The 18,536-nt window shown below is 67.9% G+C and carries 20 protein-coding genes; 5 read left to right on the forward strand and 15 right to left on the reverse strand.

Features of this window, described 5'->3' with window-relative positions; translation table 11 throughout:
- Window positions 1-218: 218 nt before the first annotated feature.
- Together GJV80_RS10295 and GJV80_RS10300 are read right to left on the reverse strand one after the other, a co-directional pair.
- Complete coding sequence (locus GJV80_RS10295) at window positions 219-1,232, reverse strand: YafY family protein (protein ID WP_154687820.1); 1,014 nt, start codon at window positions 1,230-1,232, stop codon at window positions 219-221.
- Entirely contained in the window at window positions 1,229-2,269 is a 1,041-nt protein-coding gene (locus tag GJV80_RS10300; protein WP_154687821.1) for a YafY family protein, read from the reverse strand. Before GJV80_RS10300 ends, GJV80_RS10295 begins: the two co-directional genes overlap by 4 nt.
- A gap of 121 nt (window positions 2,270-2,390) precedes the next feature.
- On the opposite strand from GJV80_RS10300, the gene gluQRS reads away from it, so the two are divergent.
- The 4 genes from gluQRS to GJV80_RS10320 all read left to right on the forward strand — a co-directional run bounded on the left by gluQRS (window position 2,391) and on the right by GJV80_RS10320 (window position 6,646).
- Entirely contained in the window at window positions 2,391-3,323 is a 933-nt protein-coding gene (gene gluQRS, locus GJV80_RS10305; RefSeq protein ID WP_230208334.1) for a tRNA glutamyl-Q(34) synthetase GluQRS, read from the forward strand.
- A 39-nt stretch (window positions 3,324-3,362) separates the two neighbouring features.
- Complete coding sequence (locus GJV80_RS10310; protein ID WP_154687823.1) at window positions 3,363-4,202, forward strand: SDR family oxidoreductase; 840 nt, start codon at window positions 3,363-3,365, stop codon at window positions 4,200-4,202.
- A gap of 25 nt (window positions 4,203-4,227) precedes the next feature.
- A complete protein-coding gene (locus tag GJV80_RS10315) occupies window positions 4,228-5,361 on the forward strand; it encodes a DUF3866 family protein (protein WP_230208335.1) in 1,134 nt (377 codons plus the stop codon).
- A gap of 88 nt (window positions 5,362-5,449) precedes the next feature.
- Window positions 5,450-6,646, forward strand: coding sequence for a glycoside hydrolase family 32 protein (locus GJV80_RS10320; RefSeq protein ID WP_195909280.1), 1,197 nt, complete (start codon window positions 5,450-5,452; stop codon window positions 6,644-6,646).
- Window positions 6,647-6,672: 26 nt separating this feature from the next.
- On the opposite strand, the gene GJV80_RS10325 is transcribed toward GJV80_RS10320, so the two are convergent.
- Together GJV80_RS10325 and GJV80_RS10330 are read right to left on the reverse strand one after the other, a co-directional pair.
- A complete protein-coding gene (locus GJV80_RS10325) occupies window positions 6,673-6,978 on the reverse strand; it encodes a helix-turn-helix transcriptional regulator (RefSeq protein ID WP_195909281.1) in 306 nt (101 codons plus the stop codon).
- On the reverse strand, window positions 6,975-7,433 hold the full coding sequence (locus tag GJV80_RS10330) for an SRPBCC domain-containing protein (RefSeq protein ID WP_154687827.1): 459 nt from the start codon (window positions 7,431-7,433) through the stop codon (window positions 6,975-6,977). The genes GJV80_RS10325 and GJV80_RS10330 overlap by 4 nt, the downstream gene beginning before the upstream one ends.
- A gap of 104 nt (window positions 7,434-7,537) precedes the next feature.
- Between GJV80_RS10330 and GJV80_RS10335 the strand changes: the two genes are divergently transcribed.
- Complete coding sequence (locus GJV80_RS10335) at window positions 7,538-7,936, forward strand: VOC family protein (RefSeq protein WP_154687828.1); 399 nt, start codon at window positions 7,538-7,540, stop codon at window positions 7,934-7,936.
- A 5-nt stretch (window positions 7,937-7,941) separates the two neighbouring features.
- On the opposite strand, the gene GJV80_RS10340 is transcribed toward GJV80_RS10335, so the two are convergent.
- From GJV80_RS10340 to GJV80_RS10390, 11 genes are all read right to left on the reverse strand, one after another.
- Window positions 7,942-8,631, reverse strand: coding sequence for a hypothetical protein (locus tag GJV80_RS10340; protein ID WP_154687829.1), 690 nt, complete (start codon window positions 8,629-8,631; stop codon window positions 7,942-7,944).
- 65 nt (window positions 8,632-8,696) lie between these two features.
- Window positions 8,697-9,791, reverse strand: a complete 1,095-nt coding sequence (locus tag GJV80_RS10345; protein WP_230208336.1) for an FKBP-type peptidyl-prolyl cis-trans isomerase — start codon at window positions 9,789-9,791, stop codon at window positions 8,697-8,699.
- A 111-nt stretch (window positions 9,792-9,902) separates the two neighbouring features.
- Window positions 9,903-11,276: a Pup--protein ligase gene (gene pafA / locus GJV80_RS10350; RefSeq protein ID WP_154687830.1), complete on the reverse strand. Its 1,374-nt coding sequence runs from the start codon at window positions 11,274-11,276 to the stop codon at window positions 9,903-9,905.
- Window positions 11,277-11,288: 12 nt separating this feature from the next.
- Window positions 11,289-12,005 (reverse strand): pseudouridine synthase, encoded by a 717-nt coding sequence (locus GJV80_RS10355; protein ID WP_230208393.1) that lies wholly within the window; start codon window positions 12,003-12,005, stop codon window positions 11,289-11,291.
- 107 nt (window positions 12,006-12,112) lie between these two features.
- Window positions 12,113-12,817, reverse strand: coding sequence for an SMC-Scp complex subunit ScpB (gene scpB, locus GJV80_RS10360; RefSeq protein WP_154687832.1), 705 nt, complete (start codon window positions 12,815-12,817; stop codon window positions 12,113-12,115).
- Window positions 12,814-13,770, reverse strand: a complete 957-nt coding sequence (locus GJV80_RS10365) for a ScpA family protein (RefSeq protein WP_154687833.1) — start codon at window positions 13,768-13,770, stop codon at window positions 12,814-12,816. Before GJV80_RS10365 ends, scpB begins: the two co-directional genes overlap by 4 nt.
- Complete coding sequence (locus GJV80_RS10370) at window positions 13,767-14,180, reverse strand: hypothetical protein (RefSeq protein WP_154687834.1); 414 nt, start codon at window positions 14,178-14,180, stop codon at window positions 13,767-13,769. The genes GJV80_RS10365 and GJV80_RS10370 overlap by 4 nt, the downstream gene beginning before the upstream one ends.
- The gene (locus tag GJV80_RS10375) at window positions 14,165-15,085 is read right to left on the reverse strand and encodes a ParA family protein (RefSeq protein ID WP_370518851.1); all 921 of its coding nucleotides are present in this window, start codon (window positions 15,083-15,085) and stop codon (window positions 14,165-14,167) included. The genes GJV80_RS10370 and GJV80_RS10375 overlap by 16 nt, the downstream gene beginning before the upstream one ends.
- Before the next feature lie 439 nt (window positions 15,086-15,524).
- Window positions 15,525-16,514 (reverse strand): site-specific tyrosine recombinase XerD, encoded by a 990-nt coding sequence (locus GJV80_RS10380; protein ID WP_230208337.1) that lies wholly within the window; start codon window positions 16,512-16,514, stop codon window positions 15,525-15,527.
- Window positions 16,515-16,517: 3 nt separating this feature from the next.
- Window positions 16,518-17,648: an alanine dehydrogenase gene (gene ald / locus GJV80_RS10385; RefSeq protein ID WP_154687835.1), complete on the reverse strand. Its 1,131-nt coding sequence runs from the start codon at window positions 17,646-17,648 to the stop codon at window positions 16,518-16,520.
- Window positions 17,649-17,889: 241 nt separating this feature from the next.
- The gene (locus GJV80_RS10390; RefSeq protein WP_154690181.1) at window positions 17,890-18,531 is read right to left on the reverse strand and encodes an NUDIX domain-containing protein; all 642 of its coding nucleotides are present in this window, start codon (window positions 18,529-18,531) and stop codon (window positions 17,890-17,892) included.
- Between the last annotated feature and the right edge of the window lie 5 nt (window positions 18,532-18,536).

Consider the following 18,536-nt stretch of genomic DNA (forward strand, 5'->3'; position numbering starts at 1 on the left):
CCGCACCGTTTGCTCGTTGACGCACCAGCAACTCGGTCGCGCACCACCTGCAGCCGGTGCGAGGCCGAGTAACTGGTGCGACGCCGAGCAACCGGTGCGGCGCCGAGCAGCCGGTGCGAGGCCGAGTAAGTGGTGCGGCGCCGAGTAACTGGTGCGGCGCCGGGCAACTGGTGCGGGAGGGGAAAGCCGGCGGCGACGGGCGGGGGTTCCGCGCAGGGTCAGCCGGCGAGGGCGGCGTACTGGTCGAGTGCCTCGGAGGCCGCGTCGGCGGCGGAATCCCCGGCGCCCTCCGGCGAGAGCACCCGCGCCCCACCGCCCAGCCGCAGCAGCAGGCTGCGCAGCCAGGCCGGATCGCTGACCCGCGTGGTCACCGTGAGGCCGCCGTCATCGGCAGCGGTGACCGACTCCATCGGGTAGTACTCGGCGACCCAGACGGCGCTGCGGTCCAGCGCCAGGGTGACCAGCGGTGCGTCCTTCAGTGCGTCGAACCAGCCCTTGCTGACGTCCCGGAGCTGGACGTCGTGGTCGACCACATCGGTGTCGGTGATGGTGATGGTGGCGATCCGGTCCATCCGGAACGACCGCAGACCGTTTGCCGAGTAGCACCAGGCGTCGAGATAGCCGTATCCCTCCAGTACGAAGACTCGCAGCGGATCGACGAACCGGTGGGTAGTCTCGGCCCGACTGGCCACGTCGTAGGTCAGCTCGAGCCGCTTGCCCCGCCGCAGCGCCTCGGTCACCGTTGCCCGAATGTCCTCCCGGCCACCGGTCACCGCCACCTCCGCCTGACCGGCGACCCGGTCCGGCTGCTCCCCGGCGACGGCCTCGAGTTTGGTCAGCGCGCGGTCGATCGCGTCCCGTTCCCCCGTCGCCGTCACGCCGCGCAGAGTCCGCAACGCCAGGATCAGGGCCAGCGCCTCGTCGGCGGTCAGGCGCAGCGGCCGGGTCAGATAGTCGGCGTTCGACAGGTGGATGATGCCTTCGCCGTCCACTGCATCCATGTCGATGTCGATCAGGTCACCAGGGCTGAGCCCGGGCAGCCCGCACATCCACAACACGTTCAGGTCCTCGCGGATCCGTTGCGGCGGCACTCCGAACGCCTCGGCGACGTCGGTGATCGCGACGCCGTCGTGCTGGCGCAGGTACGGGATCAGGCTCAGCAACCGCTTCACCTGCGCCTGCGCGGTCTGACCGGCGGTCGACCGCTTCTCGTTCTTCGGTGAGTCGCTCATAGAACGACCTCCTCGACGCTGTCGGTGTCCAGGACAGCACCGACCGCCGCATAGCGGCGAGGAGTCGACCGGGTCGCCGCGACGGACCGCAACTGGTTGATCACCGCAGTCCGCAGGTCGGATGGCTCGAGCACCACGGCGTCGGCCGCGTAACCGGCGACCTCTTCACAGAGATAGCCGGCATCGGCATAGCCGACTTCGACGACGTCGAAGCCAACCGGCCAGGCGTACGCCAACCGGTCGAGGCGCTCCGGGGCGAGCGGACGGCCGCGACGGCGCAACCCGGGTGCCCGGCCCGGCCGGATCGCGATGACTGCGCTGGCCCGCGGTTCCTCCGGCGCCAGCGACCTGGCCAGTGCACGCAGGTCGAGATCGGTGGGGACCTCGTACGCGCCGTCCTTGGACACCCGTTTGGGCGTGTCGAGGATCCGCGACAGCTTGAACATCCGGGTCGCGTTCCTGTCGGTGTCGTGGCCGATCACATACCAGCGACCCTTGTTGGAGGTCAGGCCCCAGGGTTCGAGCGTCCGGGTGGCGCCACCGCGGTAGGTGAACGAGACCCGGGAGCGGTCCAGTACGGCGTGCCAGAGCGGCTCGAAGGCCGGTTCGTTGGCCGAGACGTTCGGCTCCAGCGCCGCCAGCCGGGAGGCGTCGGGTTCGATGCCTGCGGCCCGGAGCTTGGCCAACGCGCTGCGGGTGGAATCCGCGACCGCGGTGTGCTGCCAGGACCTGGCCGCCACACCCACCACGGCCGCCTCCTCGGCATCAAGTTCGATGGACGGCAGCTCGAACGCCGACCGCTCGATCCGGTAGCCCGGTTCGTCGTCGAAGAGCGGATCGAAGGAGCCGACCTGCAGCGGAATGCCGAGCTTGCGCAACTCCTCCTTGTCCCGTTCGAAGGTCCGCTCGAACGCCTGGTCGGACAGGTCGTGATAGCCCTCGACGATCTCGCGGATCCGGCTCTTGGGCAGGAAGTTCCGCGTGACCAGCAGGCAGATCGTCAGGTTGAGGATCCGCTCCGTCTTGCGAGGAGCCATGAGGTGGCAATCTCCTAGAAGTCCGGGCAACTGTGGACGCTACCATCACACAACCGTTCGATTATGCGCCGCGCCGGGCATTTTCCCAAGCGCCGCCCGGCCGCCTGTACGGTGTGCCACTGTGACGCAATCCCAGCGCAGCCGGGAGCGAATTCGCGGTCGATATGCTCCGAGTCCCACCGGTGACCTGCACCTGGGCAATCTGCGGACGGCAGTGCTCGCCTACTTGTTCGCCCACAGCGGTGACGGTCTGAATGACGGGCCGGGTGAACTGCTCTATCGGATCGAGGATCTCGATCGTTCCCGGGTACGGCATGGGGTGGCCGATCGGCAACGTGCGGATCTGGAAGCGCTCGGCCTGGTCTTCGATCCGCCGCTGGTGGTGCAGTCCGAGCGCACCGACGCCTACCGCGAGGCCCTGCAGTCCCTGGCGGGCAAGACGTTCGAATGCTTCTGCAGCCGGCGGGAGATCGCCGAGGCCGCATCGGCACCGCACGGCTCACCCGGCCGGTATCCGGGCACCTGTCGGGACCTCACCGAGGCGGAACGGGCCGAGCGGCGCCGCACCAGGCAACCCGCGATCCGATTGCTCGCCGACCGGGAACCGCTGACGGTGATCGACCTGGTGTACGGCGAGGTGACCGGGATCCCCGACGACATCGTGCTGCAGCGCAATGACGGCACTCCGGCCTACCACCTGGCCGTCGTCCTCGATGACGCCGAGTCCGGCGTCAACCAGGTGGTCCGCGGCGACGACCTGCTCGGGTCGGCGATCAGCCAGGCCTATCTGGCGCGGTTGCTGGGTCGGCAGGTGCCGAACTACGCCCACGTGCCGTTGGCGCTCAATGCCGAGGGCAACCGGCTCGCCAAGCGCGACGGTGCCGTCACTCCGGCCGATCTGGCGGCACGCGGCGTGGGGCCTGCCGAGGTGTTGACCATGATCGCGGTGTCGCTGGACCTGGCCGCCGACGCCGAACCGGTTGATCTTGAAACCCTGAGGGCCCGGTTCGACCCGGAGCGGCTTCCCCGATATCCCTGGATCGTCACCGGCTGAGGTTGCTTGGTCTGGCTGGTCAAGGGGTATCACGCCGATATGAGCCAGCCACCCCAGCAGCAGCAACCACCCGGCACCGAATCGGATCTGGAACCGAAGGCGGATCACGGCGAGCGCAGCTACGTCGGCAGCGGCCGGCTGGAGGGCAAGGTCGCGGTGATCACCGGCGGCGACAGCGGAATCGGCAAGGCCGTCGCGATCGCCTACGCCCGCGAGGGAGCCGACCTGGTGATCAGCTATCTCAGCGAGCACGAGGACGCCGAGGACACCAAGCATTGGGTGGAGAAGGCCGGCCGGCGTGCCGTCCTGATCCCCGGCGACGTTTCGGACGCCGACCATTGCCGCAAGATCATCTCCCGGACGGTCGAGGAGTTCGGGCGCGTCGACGTCCTGGTCAGCAATGCCGCCTACCAGATGACCCACGAGACCGTGGAGGAGGTGAGCGACGAGGAGTTCGACTACACCGTCCGCACCAACCTCAACGCCTACTTCTACCTGGTCAAGGCGGCCCTGCCGCACATGCGGGAAGGCGGCAGCATCATCGGTTCGTCGTCGATCAACTCCGACGCACCGTCCCCGACGCTGATGCCGTATGCCGCGACCAAGGCCGCGATCGCCAATATGACCGCCTCCCTGGCCCAACTGCTCGCCGAGCGAGGCATCCGGGCCAACAGCGTCGCGCCGGGACCGATCTGGACGCCGCTGATCCCGTCGACGATGCCGCCGGAGAAGGTCGAGAGCTTCGGCCAGCAGGCGCCCCTGCAGCGGCCCGGACAGCCGGCCGAACTGGCACCGGTCTATGTGATGCTGGCATCCGACGAGGGCAGTTATGTCTCCGGCGCGCGGATCGCGGTCACGGGAGGCAAGCCGATCCTCTGATCCCGGCCCGGATAGGCTCGGGGCCGTGATCATCTGGGCGGAGGGAACGGTCGCTGTCGTCGGCGACCGGTGGGCCGGTGCTGTCGAGTTGATCATCGACACCGACGGCGGTCAGACCTTCCGATCACTGGCCTACCTGGATCTGATGCCACAGCCCCGGACCGGGGACCGGGTGTTGCTCAACATCGCGGCATTGGCCCGCGGCCTGGGCACCGGCGGGTACGCGTTCGTTGTCGCCGTCCTGGACCAGAACGGGCGGCTGATCGGACAACCGGGCCTGCCGAAGGGCCATCTGGTCAAGGCGCGCTACACGCCGCTACAGGTGATGATCTCCGGCGTGGACGAGCAGGATTCGGACTTCCATGATCGACTCGATTCCGCCGATGATCTTGACCGGATGCCGGTGATCGTCGCCGACCTGCATTCGGCGGTGGCCCCGATCATTGCCGCGATCCGCAGCGACTCCGGCGACCGAACGCCGCGCGTGGCGTATCTGATGACCGATGAGGCAGCCCTGCCGATCGCCTTCTCCCGTACCGTCGCCGCACTTCGGGCCGAGGAGTGGCTGGTCGGAACCATCACCTGTGGGCAGGCGTACGGCGGCGATCTTGAAGCGGTCAACGTGCACTCCGGCCTGCTGGCGGCCAAGGTTGCGATGCAGGCCGATCTGGTCATCGTCAGCCAGGGGCCGGGCAATCTGGGGACCGGCACCCGCTGGGGATTCTCCGGCACCGGGGCCGGTGAGGTGATCAACGCGGCAGCTGTGCTCAACGGCCGTCCGATCGGGTCACTGCGGATCTCCAGCGCCGACCCGCGGTTCCGGCATCGCGGTGTCTCCCATCACAGCCTGACCGCCTACAGCAGGGTCGCGTTGCGGACGGCGGATATCGCCGTGCCCGACTTCTCCGACGTGTCACCGCTGACCGGTATCCGTGACCTGTACGCCCTCCCCCGCTTCGCGGCCAGGATCAACGAGGCGGTCGCCGAACTGGCCGGACTGCATCGGTTGCACAGGATCGAGCTCGCCGGACTTGATCGCGCCCTTCTGGGGTGCCCGGTCCGGCTGTCGACGATGGGCCGTGATCTGGACGCCGACCCCGCCTACTTCCTGGCCGCAGCAGCCGCGGGCCGGCTCGCCGTACACCTCATGTCGGACTGAACCACGACCCCAGGAGCCCGCCATCGATACCAGTGCACCGGATCGCCGTCCGAACGACCCGACCTTTCCCGGTCTGCACGTCCGCCCCGTGGACGGATGGGTCAACGACCCGAACGGTCTGGCACTGATCGACGGTCGGTATCACGTCTTCTTCCAGTACAACGGTGCCGAACCGCGGCATCGGTCGATCACCTGGGGGCACGCCAGTTCATCCGATCTGATCAGCTGGACCTACCACGGGGTCGCGCTGGTCAACCGGCCGGGAAACATCGACCAGCAGGGCTGCTGGAGCGGGTGCCTTGTCGATGATCGTGGCCTACCGACCGCGGTGTACACCGCCGTCCGGGACAGCCCGGCGGAGGCGGTCGTGGCGCTCGCCCGAAGCGAGGACAGGACATTGCTGACCTGGCGGCAGTCCGATCACGGGGTGATCGGACCGCCCGCTGATCGTTCCTTGACCGAAACCCGGGATCCTTACGTCTTCAGCTACGCCGGCCACCGATACGCCGTCCAGGGCACCGGCGGCCGCGATGCCGAGCCGGCCGTACTGCTTTACGGTTGCGATGATCTCGACCGGTGGACCGAGCTTGGGGTGCTGCTGGACTTCACCGACCCCCTGGTTCGCCGGATCGCCGCCTCGAGCACCTGGGAGTGTCCGAACCTGTTTCCGCTGGACGGTCACTGGGTGCTGGTGCTGTCCTGCTGGCAGGACGGCGATCTGTGCAGCGTCTATCTGATCGGTGACCTCGAGCCGCACGACGCCGGTCCGCGATTCGTGCCGCGCTCAGGTGGCCGGGTGGACGACAGTTCGGCCTACTACGCACCGCAGGCGTTGGTGACCGCCGACCGCGTACTGATCTGGGGTTGGGCACGGGAGGTCCAGCGGACCGAGACCCAACTCCTGGAGGCGGGGTGGGCCGGCGCACTGACCTTCCCCCGCCGGCTGTCGGTGGTGGAAGATCGATTGGTGTCGACGCCGGTCGCTGAACTGGACCGGCTGCGTGGTGATCAACTCGACGCCGCCGCGCCGATCACCGCGCGTGCGTTCGAGATCCGCTCCGATGCTGGGGTACGGCTGGCGCTGGTCGACGGTGATGATCATCAGGTCGTCGTCGACGGCTCCGGACCGGTCCGGGTGTTCGTCGACGGCAGCCTGATCGAGATCTTCACAGCCGGTGCACCGCCGCGGACGGTACGGGCCTATCCGCGCCCGACCTCGGTCTGGTCGGTGCGGTCCGACCCGGCGTCGGTGGTGGTCACGACGTTGTCCCTGCCGAGCAGCTGACCACCGGCCATTCGACGGACTCGCGATCACATCGATCCGGGATCGCGTTCGGCCAGGGCACGCAGTCTGGCCAGTGAGGCATCCCAGTAGGCCGCGTAGCGGTGGGCCCACTCGCCGAAGGCGCGGTCGAACCCTTCCGGGTCGATCCGGTAGTGCTGGTTGCGGCCGAGCTTCTCCGACCTGACCAAGCCCGCCGCCCGCAGCGTCATCAGGTGCTTGGAAATGCCGGACGCGACCAGGTCGGGGAACTCGGCGGCCAGTTCGCCGACGGTGAGCGTTCGGCGCTCGGCCAGAAGGTCGAGAATGCGCCGCCGGGTGGGATCGGCGATCACCCGGAACGGATCGTCCGGGCTAGGCAACGCGTTCCCGCTGCGCGACCAGGGGCTGACAGTCGTTGCAGGACACGATGCCGGTCGGCCCCGCGCTCGTAGGCCTGCATGATGTCCCGCCAGCCGTCCCTGCCGATTCCGGCGAACCCGTCGTGAACCAGCGACACCCGCGTCCCGCCCGGCACCGGCTCAAGTCCGATCAGCAGCCGGCCCGGGTGTGCCCAGCCGGCATCCTCTTCGAGCCAGGAGAGCACCAGGCGGCTCTGGGGAACCAGTTCCAACACGACGCCACTGATCCACGTCCCGTCCTCACCCTGCATCCGGTAGGAGCCGCCCTCCTGCAGGTCGATGTCCAGGGTCGGGGCGATCCATTGGCGCAGCCTTTCGGCTGTGGTGAACCAGGACCAGACGGAACTCGGCGGGGCGTCGATCTCGACGGAGCGGGCGACCTGTGGCATGTCTGTCTCCAATACATTACTGAATAGTAAGCTTTACTCTACGGTAATGAATCGTGCCGCACAACCACGCCCGTTGTCGGGAGGCGGTCGTACGGTGTCGGAGCATGACTGGTATTCGCGGTTTCACCGGCTGGCTGGGCGTCGTCCTCGGCAGCCCGGACCCACGCAGGCTCGCCGGCTTCTACCGGGATCTCCTCGGCTGGGAGATCGCCAACGAGGATCCGACCTGGGTCACGATGCAGATGCGCGACGGCGACGGGAAGCCGATTCCCGCCAATCTCGCCTTCCAGCTCGAGAAGATCTATCAGCGCCCGGTCTGGCCCAATGAGGACGGCAAGCAGCAGATGCAGTTCCACCTCGACGTCGGGGTCACCGACGTCGAGGCGGCAGTCGAGGACGCCGTGGCGCTGGGCGCGGCGCCGGCAGGGTTCCAGCCACAGGACGACGTCCGGGTCATGCTCGACCCGGACGGTCACCCGTTCTGTCTGTATCTGGACGCCTGACCCGGTCAGACCACCGGCTCGGCCGGCTCCAGGCCGACACGGTCGACCCGGCGGTGGAAACGCATGCCCAGCAGGCCGCCGAGGACCGCGCCGATCAATGCCACGATCACCAGCGCGGCAGCCAGGATGATGCCGCCGGCTGTCAGCGTGCCCTCGTTCACCGGGATCCGCGGGAAGCTGTTGGTCATGCTCAACACGTTGTAGCGGTTGCCGGCGATGAGCCCGATCACGCCGAGGATGATCGAGACCACGATCGCCCAGAGCCAGACGCCGATGCCTTGCCGGACGCCGTTGAACCGCGCCATCCGACCGGCGACGTACCCGCCGGCGACATAGGCGATGAACACGATGATGACCAGCGCGATCGCCCCGGCCAGGCCCAGCGGCCGCGGATTCTCCGCTGCGTCCGTCGGGGTCACGTTCTGCGCCAGTCCGACTCCCAAGCCGGCCGCGGCAACCAGAGCCGTGAGCAGCACCGCCACGCCGGTGGCCGTCAGCCAGCCGAAGAAGCAGGAGCCGAACTTGATTCCTCCATAGGCCTCACGCTGTCGCCGTACGACCTCGTGACGCCCGGGAACCGCACCGGTCCGGTCAATTCCAGTGGTCCGGTCAATTCCAGTGGTCCGGTCGACGTCGGTGGTCCGATTGCGCTCGGGAGTCGCCGGGTCCTCAGCCGGGTTCGCTTCAGTGCTCATGCCAGTGCCGTACCCAGCGAACCCGGGATATCACCGAACGGATAACGAGCGCGGCTGTTCCGTCCCTACTGCTGTGGCTGGCTGAACAGGATGTCGACGACCATCACGACTGTGTCGTCCTTGCTGATCCCCTGGCTCTTGTCGCCGTTCGGGTACGCCGTGCCGGGCGGGAAGACGATCAGCAGCCGGCTCCCGACCCGCTGGCCGACCATCGCCTGTTGCATCGCCTTCAGCCGGATCGGACTGGTCTGGCCGGTGCTCGGATCGGTCTGCGGTGTGAACGGGGTCTTCCAGCTGTCGTCGACGACCTTCCCACCGGACCACAACACGGTGACCGAACGGGTGGTCACGTTGTCGTTCGCCTTGACCTTCGGTCCGGTGCCCTTGATCAGCGGCTGGACCGTGGTCTTGTCCGGCGGGTTGTCGGACGGGATCTTGACCGTCGGCTTGTCACCGGACAGCGTCACCGTCGGCAGCCCCGGCACCGGCTTGACCGCGGCGCCCTCGGCACTCTTCAGGGTCGCGCCCGCGATGTCGACCACGAAGATGAGCGTGTCGCCGACCTTGACCCCGATCTGCGGGTTGCCGCCCGCGCTGTCGTAGCCGTCCTTCCCGGCGATCGCGATCAGCACCCGGTCACCGACGTGGTGGCCCTGCAGACCCTTTTGGAATCCCGGGACCACGCCGTTCAGCGGGAAGTAGGCCAACTGTTGGTGGGAGAACTTCTTGTCGTAGGAGGAGTCGAACTCCTTGCCGGTCCGTCCGACCCAGGCCGAGTAGTTCACGGCGACGGTGCTGTCGGCCGAGACCTTGGCGCCATCACCCTTCTTGAGCACCTTGGACTGGGTCTTGTTGATCGCCCACGGGTGTTTGAAGGTCAACTTCGGCGGCTTGCCGTAGTCGCCGGAGACCTTCAGCGCATCGAGGTTGTCCGACGGCTTCACCGTTGCCGACGGCGAGGGGCTGGGCGACGGGGTCGCCGACGACGCCGCCGACGATGGAGACGGACTCTTGGACGGGTTGGTCGAGGCTTTGTCGTCGCCACAACCGCCGAGCAACGCCAGGCTGACGGTGACGGCGCCCACGACCAGCGCTTTGACGACGCCGGAACTCACCCGGCGGGTACGGGGCAGCAACGTCAGGTGCAGCGGCGGGGTCACGTCGCGTCGGCCTCAGCTTTCGATTCGATCACAGGGAGCTGCCGACGACGGTCAACCGTCGATTCGGCAACCAGACCTTACCCAACCGGCCTGTGAAACCCAGAGCCCAGCTCAGGAGTGCCGGTGCATGCTGGCGATCAGCCGGTCGACCCGCTCATCACTCGAGGCGAACGGATCCTTGCAGAGCACCGTTCGCTGAGCCTGGTCGTTGAGTTTCAGGTGCACCCAGTCGACCGTGTAGTCGTTGCGCCCTTCCTGGGCGTGCCGGATGAAATCGCCGCGGAGCTTGGCGCGAGTGGTCTGCGGCGGAACCGACTTTGCCCGGAACACCTCCGGATCGCTGACCACTCGGGCCGCCGTTCCACGCCGCTCCAGCATGCTGAAGAGACCGCGGCCGCGCCGGATGTCGTGGTAGGCGAGATCCAGCTGGGCGATCCGCGGATCGGCGAAGCTCAGCCCGTGCTTGGCGGCGTACGCGTCCAGCAGCTTGTACTTGATCGCCCAGTCGATCTCGGTGTCGATCAGTGACAGCTTGTCCTCCTCGACGGCACGGACCGCCCGCTCCCACAGATCCAGCACTCTCAGTGTGGTGGCGGTCTCCAGACCCCGCTCGGCGACGAAGGTGGACACCTTCTCGTAGTACGCCCGCTGCAGTTCCAGCGCGCTCATCCGCCGGCCGTTGGCCAGCGCGACCAGCACCCGTCCGCTGCGATCCCGGCTGATGTCGCGGATCGCCCGGATCGGGTTCTCCAGCGTCAGGTCGCGCATCTGCACCCCGGCCTCGACCAGCCGGAGCACCAGCTCGGTCGACCCGACCTTGAGCAGGGTGGTGGTCTCGCTCATGTTGGAGTCCCCGACGATCACGTGCAGCCGGCGGTACCGTTCCGGATCGGCGTGCGGTTCGTCGCGGGTGTTGATGATCGGCCGGGACCGGGTGGTGGCGCTGGACACCGACTCCCAGATGTGTTCGGCCCGTTGTGAGACCGAATACTCCGCACCTCGTACGGTCTGCAGCACCTTGCCGGCTCCGCAGATCAACTGCCGGGAGACCAGGAACGGGACCAGCACATCGGTGATCTTGGAGAAATCCCCGATCCGGCTGATCAGATAGTTCTCGTGGCAGCCGTAGGAGTTGCCGTGGCTGTCGGTGTTGTTCTTGAACAGATAGATGTCACCGGTGATGCCCTCGGCACTCAGCCGCTGTTCGGCGTCGATGATCAGATCCTCCAGGATCCGCTCACCGGCCTTGTCGTGGGCGATCAGGGTGGGCAGGCTGTCGCACTCGGCGGTGGCGTACTCGGGATGGGAACCCACGTCGAGGTAGATCCGCGATCCGTTGCGCAGGAAGACATTGCTGGAGCGGCCCCAGGTGACCACCCGCCGGAAGAGATAGCGGGCGACCTCGTCCGGGGTCAACCGGCGGCTCCCCCCGGAGGTGCAGGCGACGCCGTATTCGGTTTCCAGTCCGAAGATCCGTCGGTCCATAGGATCGACCTGCTACCGACCGACCAGATCCAGCAACTTGCCCAGCTCTGACTGATCAAGATCGCGGATCTCGCCTGGCCTGAGATTGCCCAGCCTGACCGGGCCGATGGCGACCCGGGAAAGCCTTCTGACCGGATGACCGACCGAATCCAACATGCGTCGCACGATGCGGTTTCTCCCTTCGTGCAAGGTGATGTTGACCATGCTACGTTCCGCGGTGGCAGAAACCAGCCGAACTTGCTCGGCGCGTACCGGTCCGTCCTCCAACATCAGCGGCCGGCGCAGTTTGTTCAAGGTCGCCCGATCGACCGTTCCGACCACTTCGGCGACGTAGGTCTTGGGGACCTTGTACGACGGATGAGCAAGCCGGTGGGCGAACTCGCCGTCGTTGGTCAGGATCAACAGGCCCTCGGTATCGGCATCCAGCCGTCCGACGTGGAACAACCTCTCCTTGCGGCCCTCCAGGTAGTTGGCGAGCGTCGGCCGACCCTCCGGGTCGTCGAGGGTGGACACCACCCCGCGTGGCTTGTTGAGCACCAGGTAGACGTGCCGCCGGGGCGGCGGGATGCGTTCCCCATCGACCCGGATGACGTCCCGCTCGGGGTCGACACGCATCCCCTGTACCCCGACGACCTTGCCGTTGACCTCGACCCGGCCCTCGGCGATCATCTGCTCGCTGGCCCGCCGGGACCCGATCCCGGCTGCCGCGAGGACCTTCTGCAGGCGCACGCCCTCGGCCTCCGGCCCGCCGCGGGTTTCGCCGTGCTGCCCGGGGTAATCGGTGGACGCACCGGTGGACGGCCCCGGCCGGTCATGGGGAGCCCGACCTGGGGGTTTCACGATTCCACCTCGGCATCGCTGGAGCCTGAGGCGTCGGCCCGGCCGTTCGAATCGCTGGTTGCCGGGACGACTGCGAGCTGGCCCAGTTCCTCCTCGAGTTCGGTGGCCTCCGGAAGGTACGGCGCCAGCTCGGGGAGTTCGTCCAACGACTGCAGCCCCATCCGCTCCAGGAAGTAGTCGGTGGTCCGGAACAGAGTGGCACCGGATTCCTCCGACCCGGTCTCGGTGATCAGCTCTCGGGTCAACAGGGTGCGTACCACGCCGTCGACGTTGACCCCGCGGACCGCGGAGACCCGCGACCGGCTGACCGGCTGCAGGTAGGCGATCACCGCCAGGGTCTCCAGGGCCGCCTGGGACAGCTTGGCGGTCTGCCCTTCCAGGACGTACGCACCGATCAGGTCGGCGTACTCCTGCCGGGTGTAGTAGCGCCAGCCGCCGGCCACCCGGCGCAGCTCGAAGCCACGCCCGGTCTCGGCATAGAAGGCGACCAGGTCGTCCAGGGACGCTCGGACGTCGTCGGTCGGTACCCGCAGCGCGGCGGCCAGATTGGTCTCGCTGACCGGTTCATCGGCAATCAGCAGCAACGCCTCGAGCGCGCCGCGCAGCTGTTCGGGTGTACTGACCCGCGGCTCGTCGACCTGGTCCGTCGGCAGGTCCTCCGGGACCGGTTCGGCGCTCGGTCCCCTTGTCTCGTCAGTCATGCATCCCGTTCCGTCGTCGATTGGTCCCCCCTCGGACCGTCGTCAGGTCCTCCGTCGGCCTGCCAGTGTCGTTCCTCCTCGGTCGCCTCGTCACCATCCCGGAGTTGCTCGGGCGGCGCGTCGAACTCGTCGGAGATGCTGACCTGCTGGTCATCGGTTCCGGTCCAGCGGACCACCAGTTCGGCCAGCGGTCTGGGCTGCTCGAAGACCACCGCCTGTTCGCGGAAGAGTTCCAGCAGTGCGAGGAACCGGCAGACCGTGGTGATCCGGTCCGGCGAGTCACTGGTCAACTCGCGGAAAGTCGCCTGTCCGCGGGATCGTAGCCGGTCCGCGACCACGACGGCCTGTTCCCGGACACTGACCACCGGAGCGTGCAGGTGGGCAAGGGACAGCACGTCGGCCTCTTTGGGCGCCATCGCGCGAGCCGCGATCCGAGCGAAGCGTTCCGGTGTCACCGGGATCGTGATCTCCGGAACCAGCCGGCCGAACTCCGGATCGAGGCCGGCCGTCCGCGGCGCGCGCCGGCTCTGGGCGCTGAGTTGCTCCGCGAAGGCTGCGGCCAATTGTTTGAAGGCGCGGTACTGCAGGAGCCGGGCGAAGAGCAGATCCCTGGCCTCGAGCAGCGCCAGGTCCTCGGGGTCCTCGACCTCGCCGCTGGGCAGCAGCCGGGCGGCCTTGAGGTCAAGCAGGGTCGCGGCGACCACGATGAACTGGCTGGTCTGTTCCAGGTCCCACTGATCGCCGAGAGTCTTGATGTGGGCGATGAAGTCGTCGGTGACCTGGGACAGCGCAACCTCGGTGATGTCGAGTTTGTGCTTGCTGATCAGCTGGAGCAGCAGATCGAACGGGCCCTCGAAGTTGGTCAGCCGGACGCTGAAGCCGGTGCCGTCGGGTTGCTCGTTCTGGTTGCTTGTCTGGGTCACCGTCGGCTCGCGCGGGGCGATCTCGCTCACGGTTGGGAGAGCCTTCGGACAAGATCGGAGTCGGCGCCGTGCTCGGCGAGATCACCCATGGCCAGGGCCAACGCCTCGCGGACGATCCGCCCGCGGTCCACCGCCATCCCGTGTTCTGCCCGGAGCTGCAGCCGGGCCCGCTCCAGTTCCAGCAGCTCATCGCTGCTGACGTAGACCGTGATCTTCTCGTCGTGGCGCACCCGGCCCGTACCACGCGGAGCACGGCGCGACTGCCGGGCAGCCGTCAGCTCGTTCGGTTCACCATTGGATGGTGCCGGCTCGGCCGGTGATGCCGGAGACCCCGGGGACGCGGCCGCGGCGGCATGCTGCTCGTCGGCCGGATGCCGGGGTGTCGACGGCGTGGCGCGGAACAGTTCGGCCGCACCCGGCAGACTCACCCGACGAGGCATCGGGCAAGCACCTCGCGGGCCAACGACCGGTACGCCTCCGCACCCGGCGAGTCGGAGGCGTAGGTGGTGATCGGCTCGCCGGCCACCGTGGTCTCGGGGAACTTGATCGTCCGCCGGATCACGCTGTGGAAGACCTTCTCGCCGAAGGCCTGCACCACCCGTTCCAACACCTCGCGGCTGTGCAGGGTGCGCGGGTCGTACATGGTGCCGAGGATGCCGAGCATCTCCAGCTCCGGGTTGAGTCGTTCCTGGACCTTCTCGATCGTGTCGGTGAGCAGTGCGACACCGCGCAGGGCGAAGAACTCACATTCCAGCGGAACGATCACCTGGTCGGAGGCGGTCAGCGCGTTGATCGTCAACAGACCCAGCGACGGAGCGCAGTCGATCAGGATCACGTCATAGTCGCCGCGTACCTTCTCCAGCACCCGCGAAAGGGTCTGTTCGCGGGCCACCTCGGACACCAGCTGCAGTTCGGCCGCGGAGAGATCGATGTTGCTGGGCAGGATGTCCAGGCCGGGGACCGAGGTCGGGGCGATGACCTCGTCGGGGGTGACGTCACGGCTCAGCAACAGGTTGTAGATGCTCAGTTCGAGGGTGTGCGGATTGACACCGAGACCGACCGACAGCGAGCCCTGCGGGTCGAAGTCGACCAGCAGCACCTTGCGCCCGAGCTCGGTCAACGCGGCGCCCAGATTGATCGTGGTGGTGGTCTTGCCGACCCCGCCCTTCTGGTTGCACATCGCCATGATCATCGCCTTGTCGCCGGGCTGCACCGGTGGTGGCGTCGGCAGGTCCGGCCAGGGTCGCCCGGTTGGTCCGAGCTTCGGCTCCGGCGCGGCCTCGGGCTGTGTTTCGGCCACGTCGCCGGCATGGGCGGTCGTCGGTTCGACGCCGGTGTCCTCCACCGACGGAACGACGAACGTCTCGGTGCTGTGCCCGTCGGTGACCGGATCGAACAGTGGCTGCTCGGCCGGCCCGTCTCCGGGAACCCGGTGATGGTTGGTGTCGCCCTGGGAGGGTCCATCCGGTGACGGGTCGTCGGGAGACAGTGCGTCGACGGGTCTGCCGCGGTTTCCGGAGTCTGTCTGCGGGGGCTCCGGTTCACGCGGATCCTGCGTCGTCTGCACCGATCCTCCTTCTTCTGGCCGGTCGTCGGGACCCAGCCGTCGGGTTCGGTCACCCTGCCTTGACCCGTTCATATTCCGCAAGACTCTAGTACGGACGGCTCGTCGGGTGCAGCCGCTGGCCGCCCGCCTCACCGATCGCCGACGGTACATCGACGTGTTGGCCGGGCCGACACTACTCGTCGGCCGGCTCCACCGCACAACTTGCCCGACGCCGGGATCAGTTCGCCCGGGGATGAGAGGTCAGGTACACCTCGCGGAGATGATCAACGGTGATCAACGTGTAGATCTGGGTTGTGGTCACCGAGGCGTGCCCGAGGAGCTCCTGGACGACGCGGACGTCGGCACCGCCGTCCAGCAGATGGGTGGCGAAGGAATGCCGCAGGGTGTGCGGGGAGATCTCGGTGTTGATCTTGGCGCGGTCGGCGGTCTGCTGCAGGATCAACCAGGCACCCTGCCGGGACAGCCGACCGCCTCGGGCGTTCAGCAGCAACGCCGGGTTCCCCCGGCCGCGCGCGGCCAGCTGCGGCCGTCCGCGGACCAGGTAGTCGGTGACCGCTTTCTTGGCATAGCGGCCCAATGGCACGAAGCGCTCCTTGCTGCCCTTCCCGATGACCCGCAGCCCGCCGACCTCGTCGGGTTCGGTGAGCAGCCCGGACAACTCGTCGACATCCAGCCCGACGATCTCGGAGATCCGCCCGCCGGTGCCGTAGAGCAACTCCAGCAGAGCGGTGTCGCGCAGCGCGGTCGGGGTCTCGGTGCCCGGTGCCGCCAGCAGGGCCTGGACGGCGTCCAACGGGAGCGCCTTGGGCAGCCGCCGTGGCGGTTTGGGCGGCTTGATCCGCGCGGCCGGATTGTCCGCAGTGATGCCTTCCTCTGCGGCGAACCTGTGCAGCCCGCGCACGGCTGCCAACGCTCGGGCGGCGCTGGAAGGAGCCAGCGGAGGGTGCCTCCAGTGCGGCCGCCCTCCGGCATTCTCCGGCCCGCCGCCGGACTTCCCCGATTCCGGTACGCCTTCGGCCAGGCTCACCGCGTATCCGGTGATCGCCGCCGGCGTGATGCCCGCCGGCTCGGTGATGTGCTCGGCGGACAGATAGTCGGCGTACCGCTGCAGGTCGCGGCGATAGCCGCCGACCGTGTTGGGCGACAGTCCTCGCTCAACGGTCAGATGATCAAGGAAGGACCGGATCATCCGCTCGATCGGCTCCACCGGTCAGGCCAGCACCTTCTCCACCGGCAGCAGCTCCAGGCCGTGGGCGTCGGCCACCGACGGGTAGGTCACATTGCCGTCGTAGGTGTTCAGTCCGGCGGCCAGGGCGGGATCCCGGCTCAGCGCCTCGCGCCAGCCCTTGTCGGCCAGGCTGACGGCGTACGGAAGCGTGACGTTGGTCAGCGCGAAGGTGGACGTGTGCGGTACGCCGCCGGGCATGTTGGCGACGCAGTAGAAGACCGAATCGTGCACCCGATAGGTCGGGTCGGCGTGGGTGGTCGGCCGCGAGTCCTCGAAACACCCGCCCTGATCGATGGCGATGTCGACCAGCACGCTGCCAGGCAGCATCCGCGCCACCAGCTCGTTGCTGATCAAGGTCGGCGCCTTCGCCCCGGGCACCAGCACTGCACCGATGACCAGGTCGGCATCGAGAACGGCCCGCTCGACCTCGTAGGTGTTGGACGCCACCGTCTGCAGGTGTCCGCGATAGATGCGGTCCGCCCGCCGGAGGCGTTCGATGTTCTTGTCCAGGATCAGCACCTCGGCCTGCATGCCCAGCGCGATCGCCGCAGCGTTCATCCCGGCCACGCCGGCGCCGATGACCACCACCTTGGCCGCATAGACGCCGGACACACCGCCCATCAGGACGCCCCGGCCACCGCCGGCTCCCCCGCCGGCACTGCGCATCAGGTGGTAGGCGCCCACCTGTGGTGCCAGCCGTCCGGCCACCTCGCTCATCGGCGCCAGCAGGGGCAGCGCGCCGTCGTCCTTCTGCACGGTCTCGTACGCGATCCCGGTCACGCCGTGGTCCAAGAGGGCTTCGGTGCACGGCCTGCTGGCGGCCAGATGCAGGTAGGTGAAGAGCACCTGACCCGACCGCATCCGGTGGTACTCCTCGGCGATCGGCTCCTTGACCTTCAAGATCAATTCGGCCTCGCCCCAGACCTCGTCAGCGGTGTCGACGACCGTTGCTCCCGCGGCGGCGTACTCCGCATCGGTCAGTGACGACCCGGAGCCAGCACCGGATTCGATCAGGACCTGATGACCGTTGGTCGTGAACTCCCGGACCCCTGCCGGCGTGATCGCGACCCGGTACTCCTGGCTCTTGACCTCGGCCGGAACCCCAACCTTCATCCCCGTCGCTCCTCCCTGACACCTGATGGAGATCATATCCACCCTGGCACCATGACCTGGAAAAATGCTCCACCGTCCCTGTGGGGCGCGGTGTCACTGCGCTCGGCCGGGTTGGGCCGGGAACGCGACCGACGATCGGTTCGGTCATGTCCGTCATGGTAGATCGCCTTGCTGTGACGGCGCACGAGATGAGCGTCCAGAGCCGTCGCGCCGGGCCCGTCGCTCCCAGAACGGGACGCGCTCAGTAGCGGGTCTGCCGCTCCAGGGATTCCTCGCGGGCCGGCCACGGCGCATCCGCCGGACGCAGCGCGTCGAACCCGTCACGGGTCTTGGCCGCCCAGGCCGCCAGCACACCGGTGATCAAGGTCGGACTGTGCAGCCGGCCGGCCAGCACGCCCTCGACAAGATCATCAAGACTTGCCCAGACGGTGTCCATGTGGGCTTCCTCGCCGTGTTTGACGAACCCGTCGGGAGCGGCGGCTTCGGCCAGCCCCCGGGCCAGGAACATCCGCATTCCCTCGGCCAGCCCGCCCGGCGAGGTGAACTCCTCGGCCAGCACCCGCCAGTCGGATGCCGCAAGCCCGACCTCCTCGGCAAGTTCTCGTTGCGCCGCCGACACGTAGTCCTCGCCATCGACGTCCAGCAGCCCGGCCGGCGGCTCGACCAACCGGTGCCGCACCGCGTGCCGGTACTGGCGGACCAGTGCGACGCGTTCCTGATCATCCATCGCAAGGATGCCCACGGCGCCGGGGTGCAGCGTGAACTGCCGTTCGAGTGCTTCGCCGTCCGGGGTGAGGACGGTCTCGGCGACGAAGGAACTGATCGCTCCGCGCGCCAGCAGGTGCCGCTCGGTCACCGGCCATTCGGCGGGTAGGTCGGTCAGCTGGT

The organism is Microlunatus sp. Gsoil 973 (assembly GCF_009707365.1).
In the GTDB taxonomy this organism is placed as follows: Bacteria; Actinomycetota; Actinomycetes; order Propionibacteriales; family Propionibacteriaceae; genus Microlunatus.

Coding starts and splice junctions, on each gene's coding strand:
- GJV80_RS10300 (WP_154687821.1), bottom strand. CDS start 2,269: ATGGCTCCTCGCAAGACGGAGCGGATCCTCAACCTGACGATCTGCCTG.
- ald (WP_154687835.1), bottom strand. CDS start 17,648: ATGAAGGTTGGGGTTCCGGCCGAGGTCAAGAGCCAGGAGTACCGGGTC.
- GJV80_RS10335 (WP_154687828.1), top strand. CDS start 7,538: ATGACTGGTATTCGCGGTTTCACCGGCTGGCTGGGCGTCGTCCTCGGC.
- GJV80_RS10330 (WP_154687827.1), bottom strand. CDS start 7,433: ATGCCACAGGTCGCCCGCTCCGTCGAGATCGACGCCCCGCCGAGTTCC.
- scpB (WP_154687832.1), bottom strand. CDS start 12,817: ATGACTGACGAGACAAGGGGACCGAGCGCCGAACCGGTCCCGGAGGAC.
- GJV80_RS10340 (WP_154687829.1), bottom strand. CDS start 8,631: ATGAGCACTGAAGCGAACCCGGCTGAGGACCCGGCGACTCCCGAGCGC.
- GJV80_RS10310 (WP_154687823.1), top strand. CDS start 3,363: ATGAGCCAGCCACCCCAGCAGCAGCAACCACCCGGCACCGAATCGGAT.
- pafA (WP_154687830.1), bottom strand. CDS start 11,276: ATGGACCGACGGATCTTCGGACTGGAAACCGAATACGGCGTCGCCTGC.
- GJV80_RS10370 (WP_154687834.1), bottom strand. CDS start 14,180: ATGCCTCGTCGGGTGAGTCTGCCGGGTGCGGCCGAACTGTTCCGCGCC.
- GJV80_RS10295 (WP_154687820.1), bottom strand. CDS start 1,232: ATGAGCGACTCACCGAAGAACGAGAAGCGGTCGACCGCCGGTCAGACC.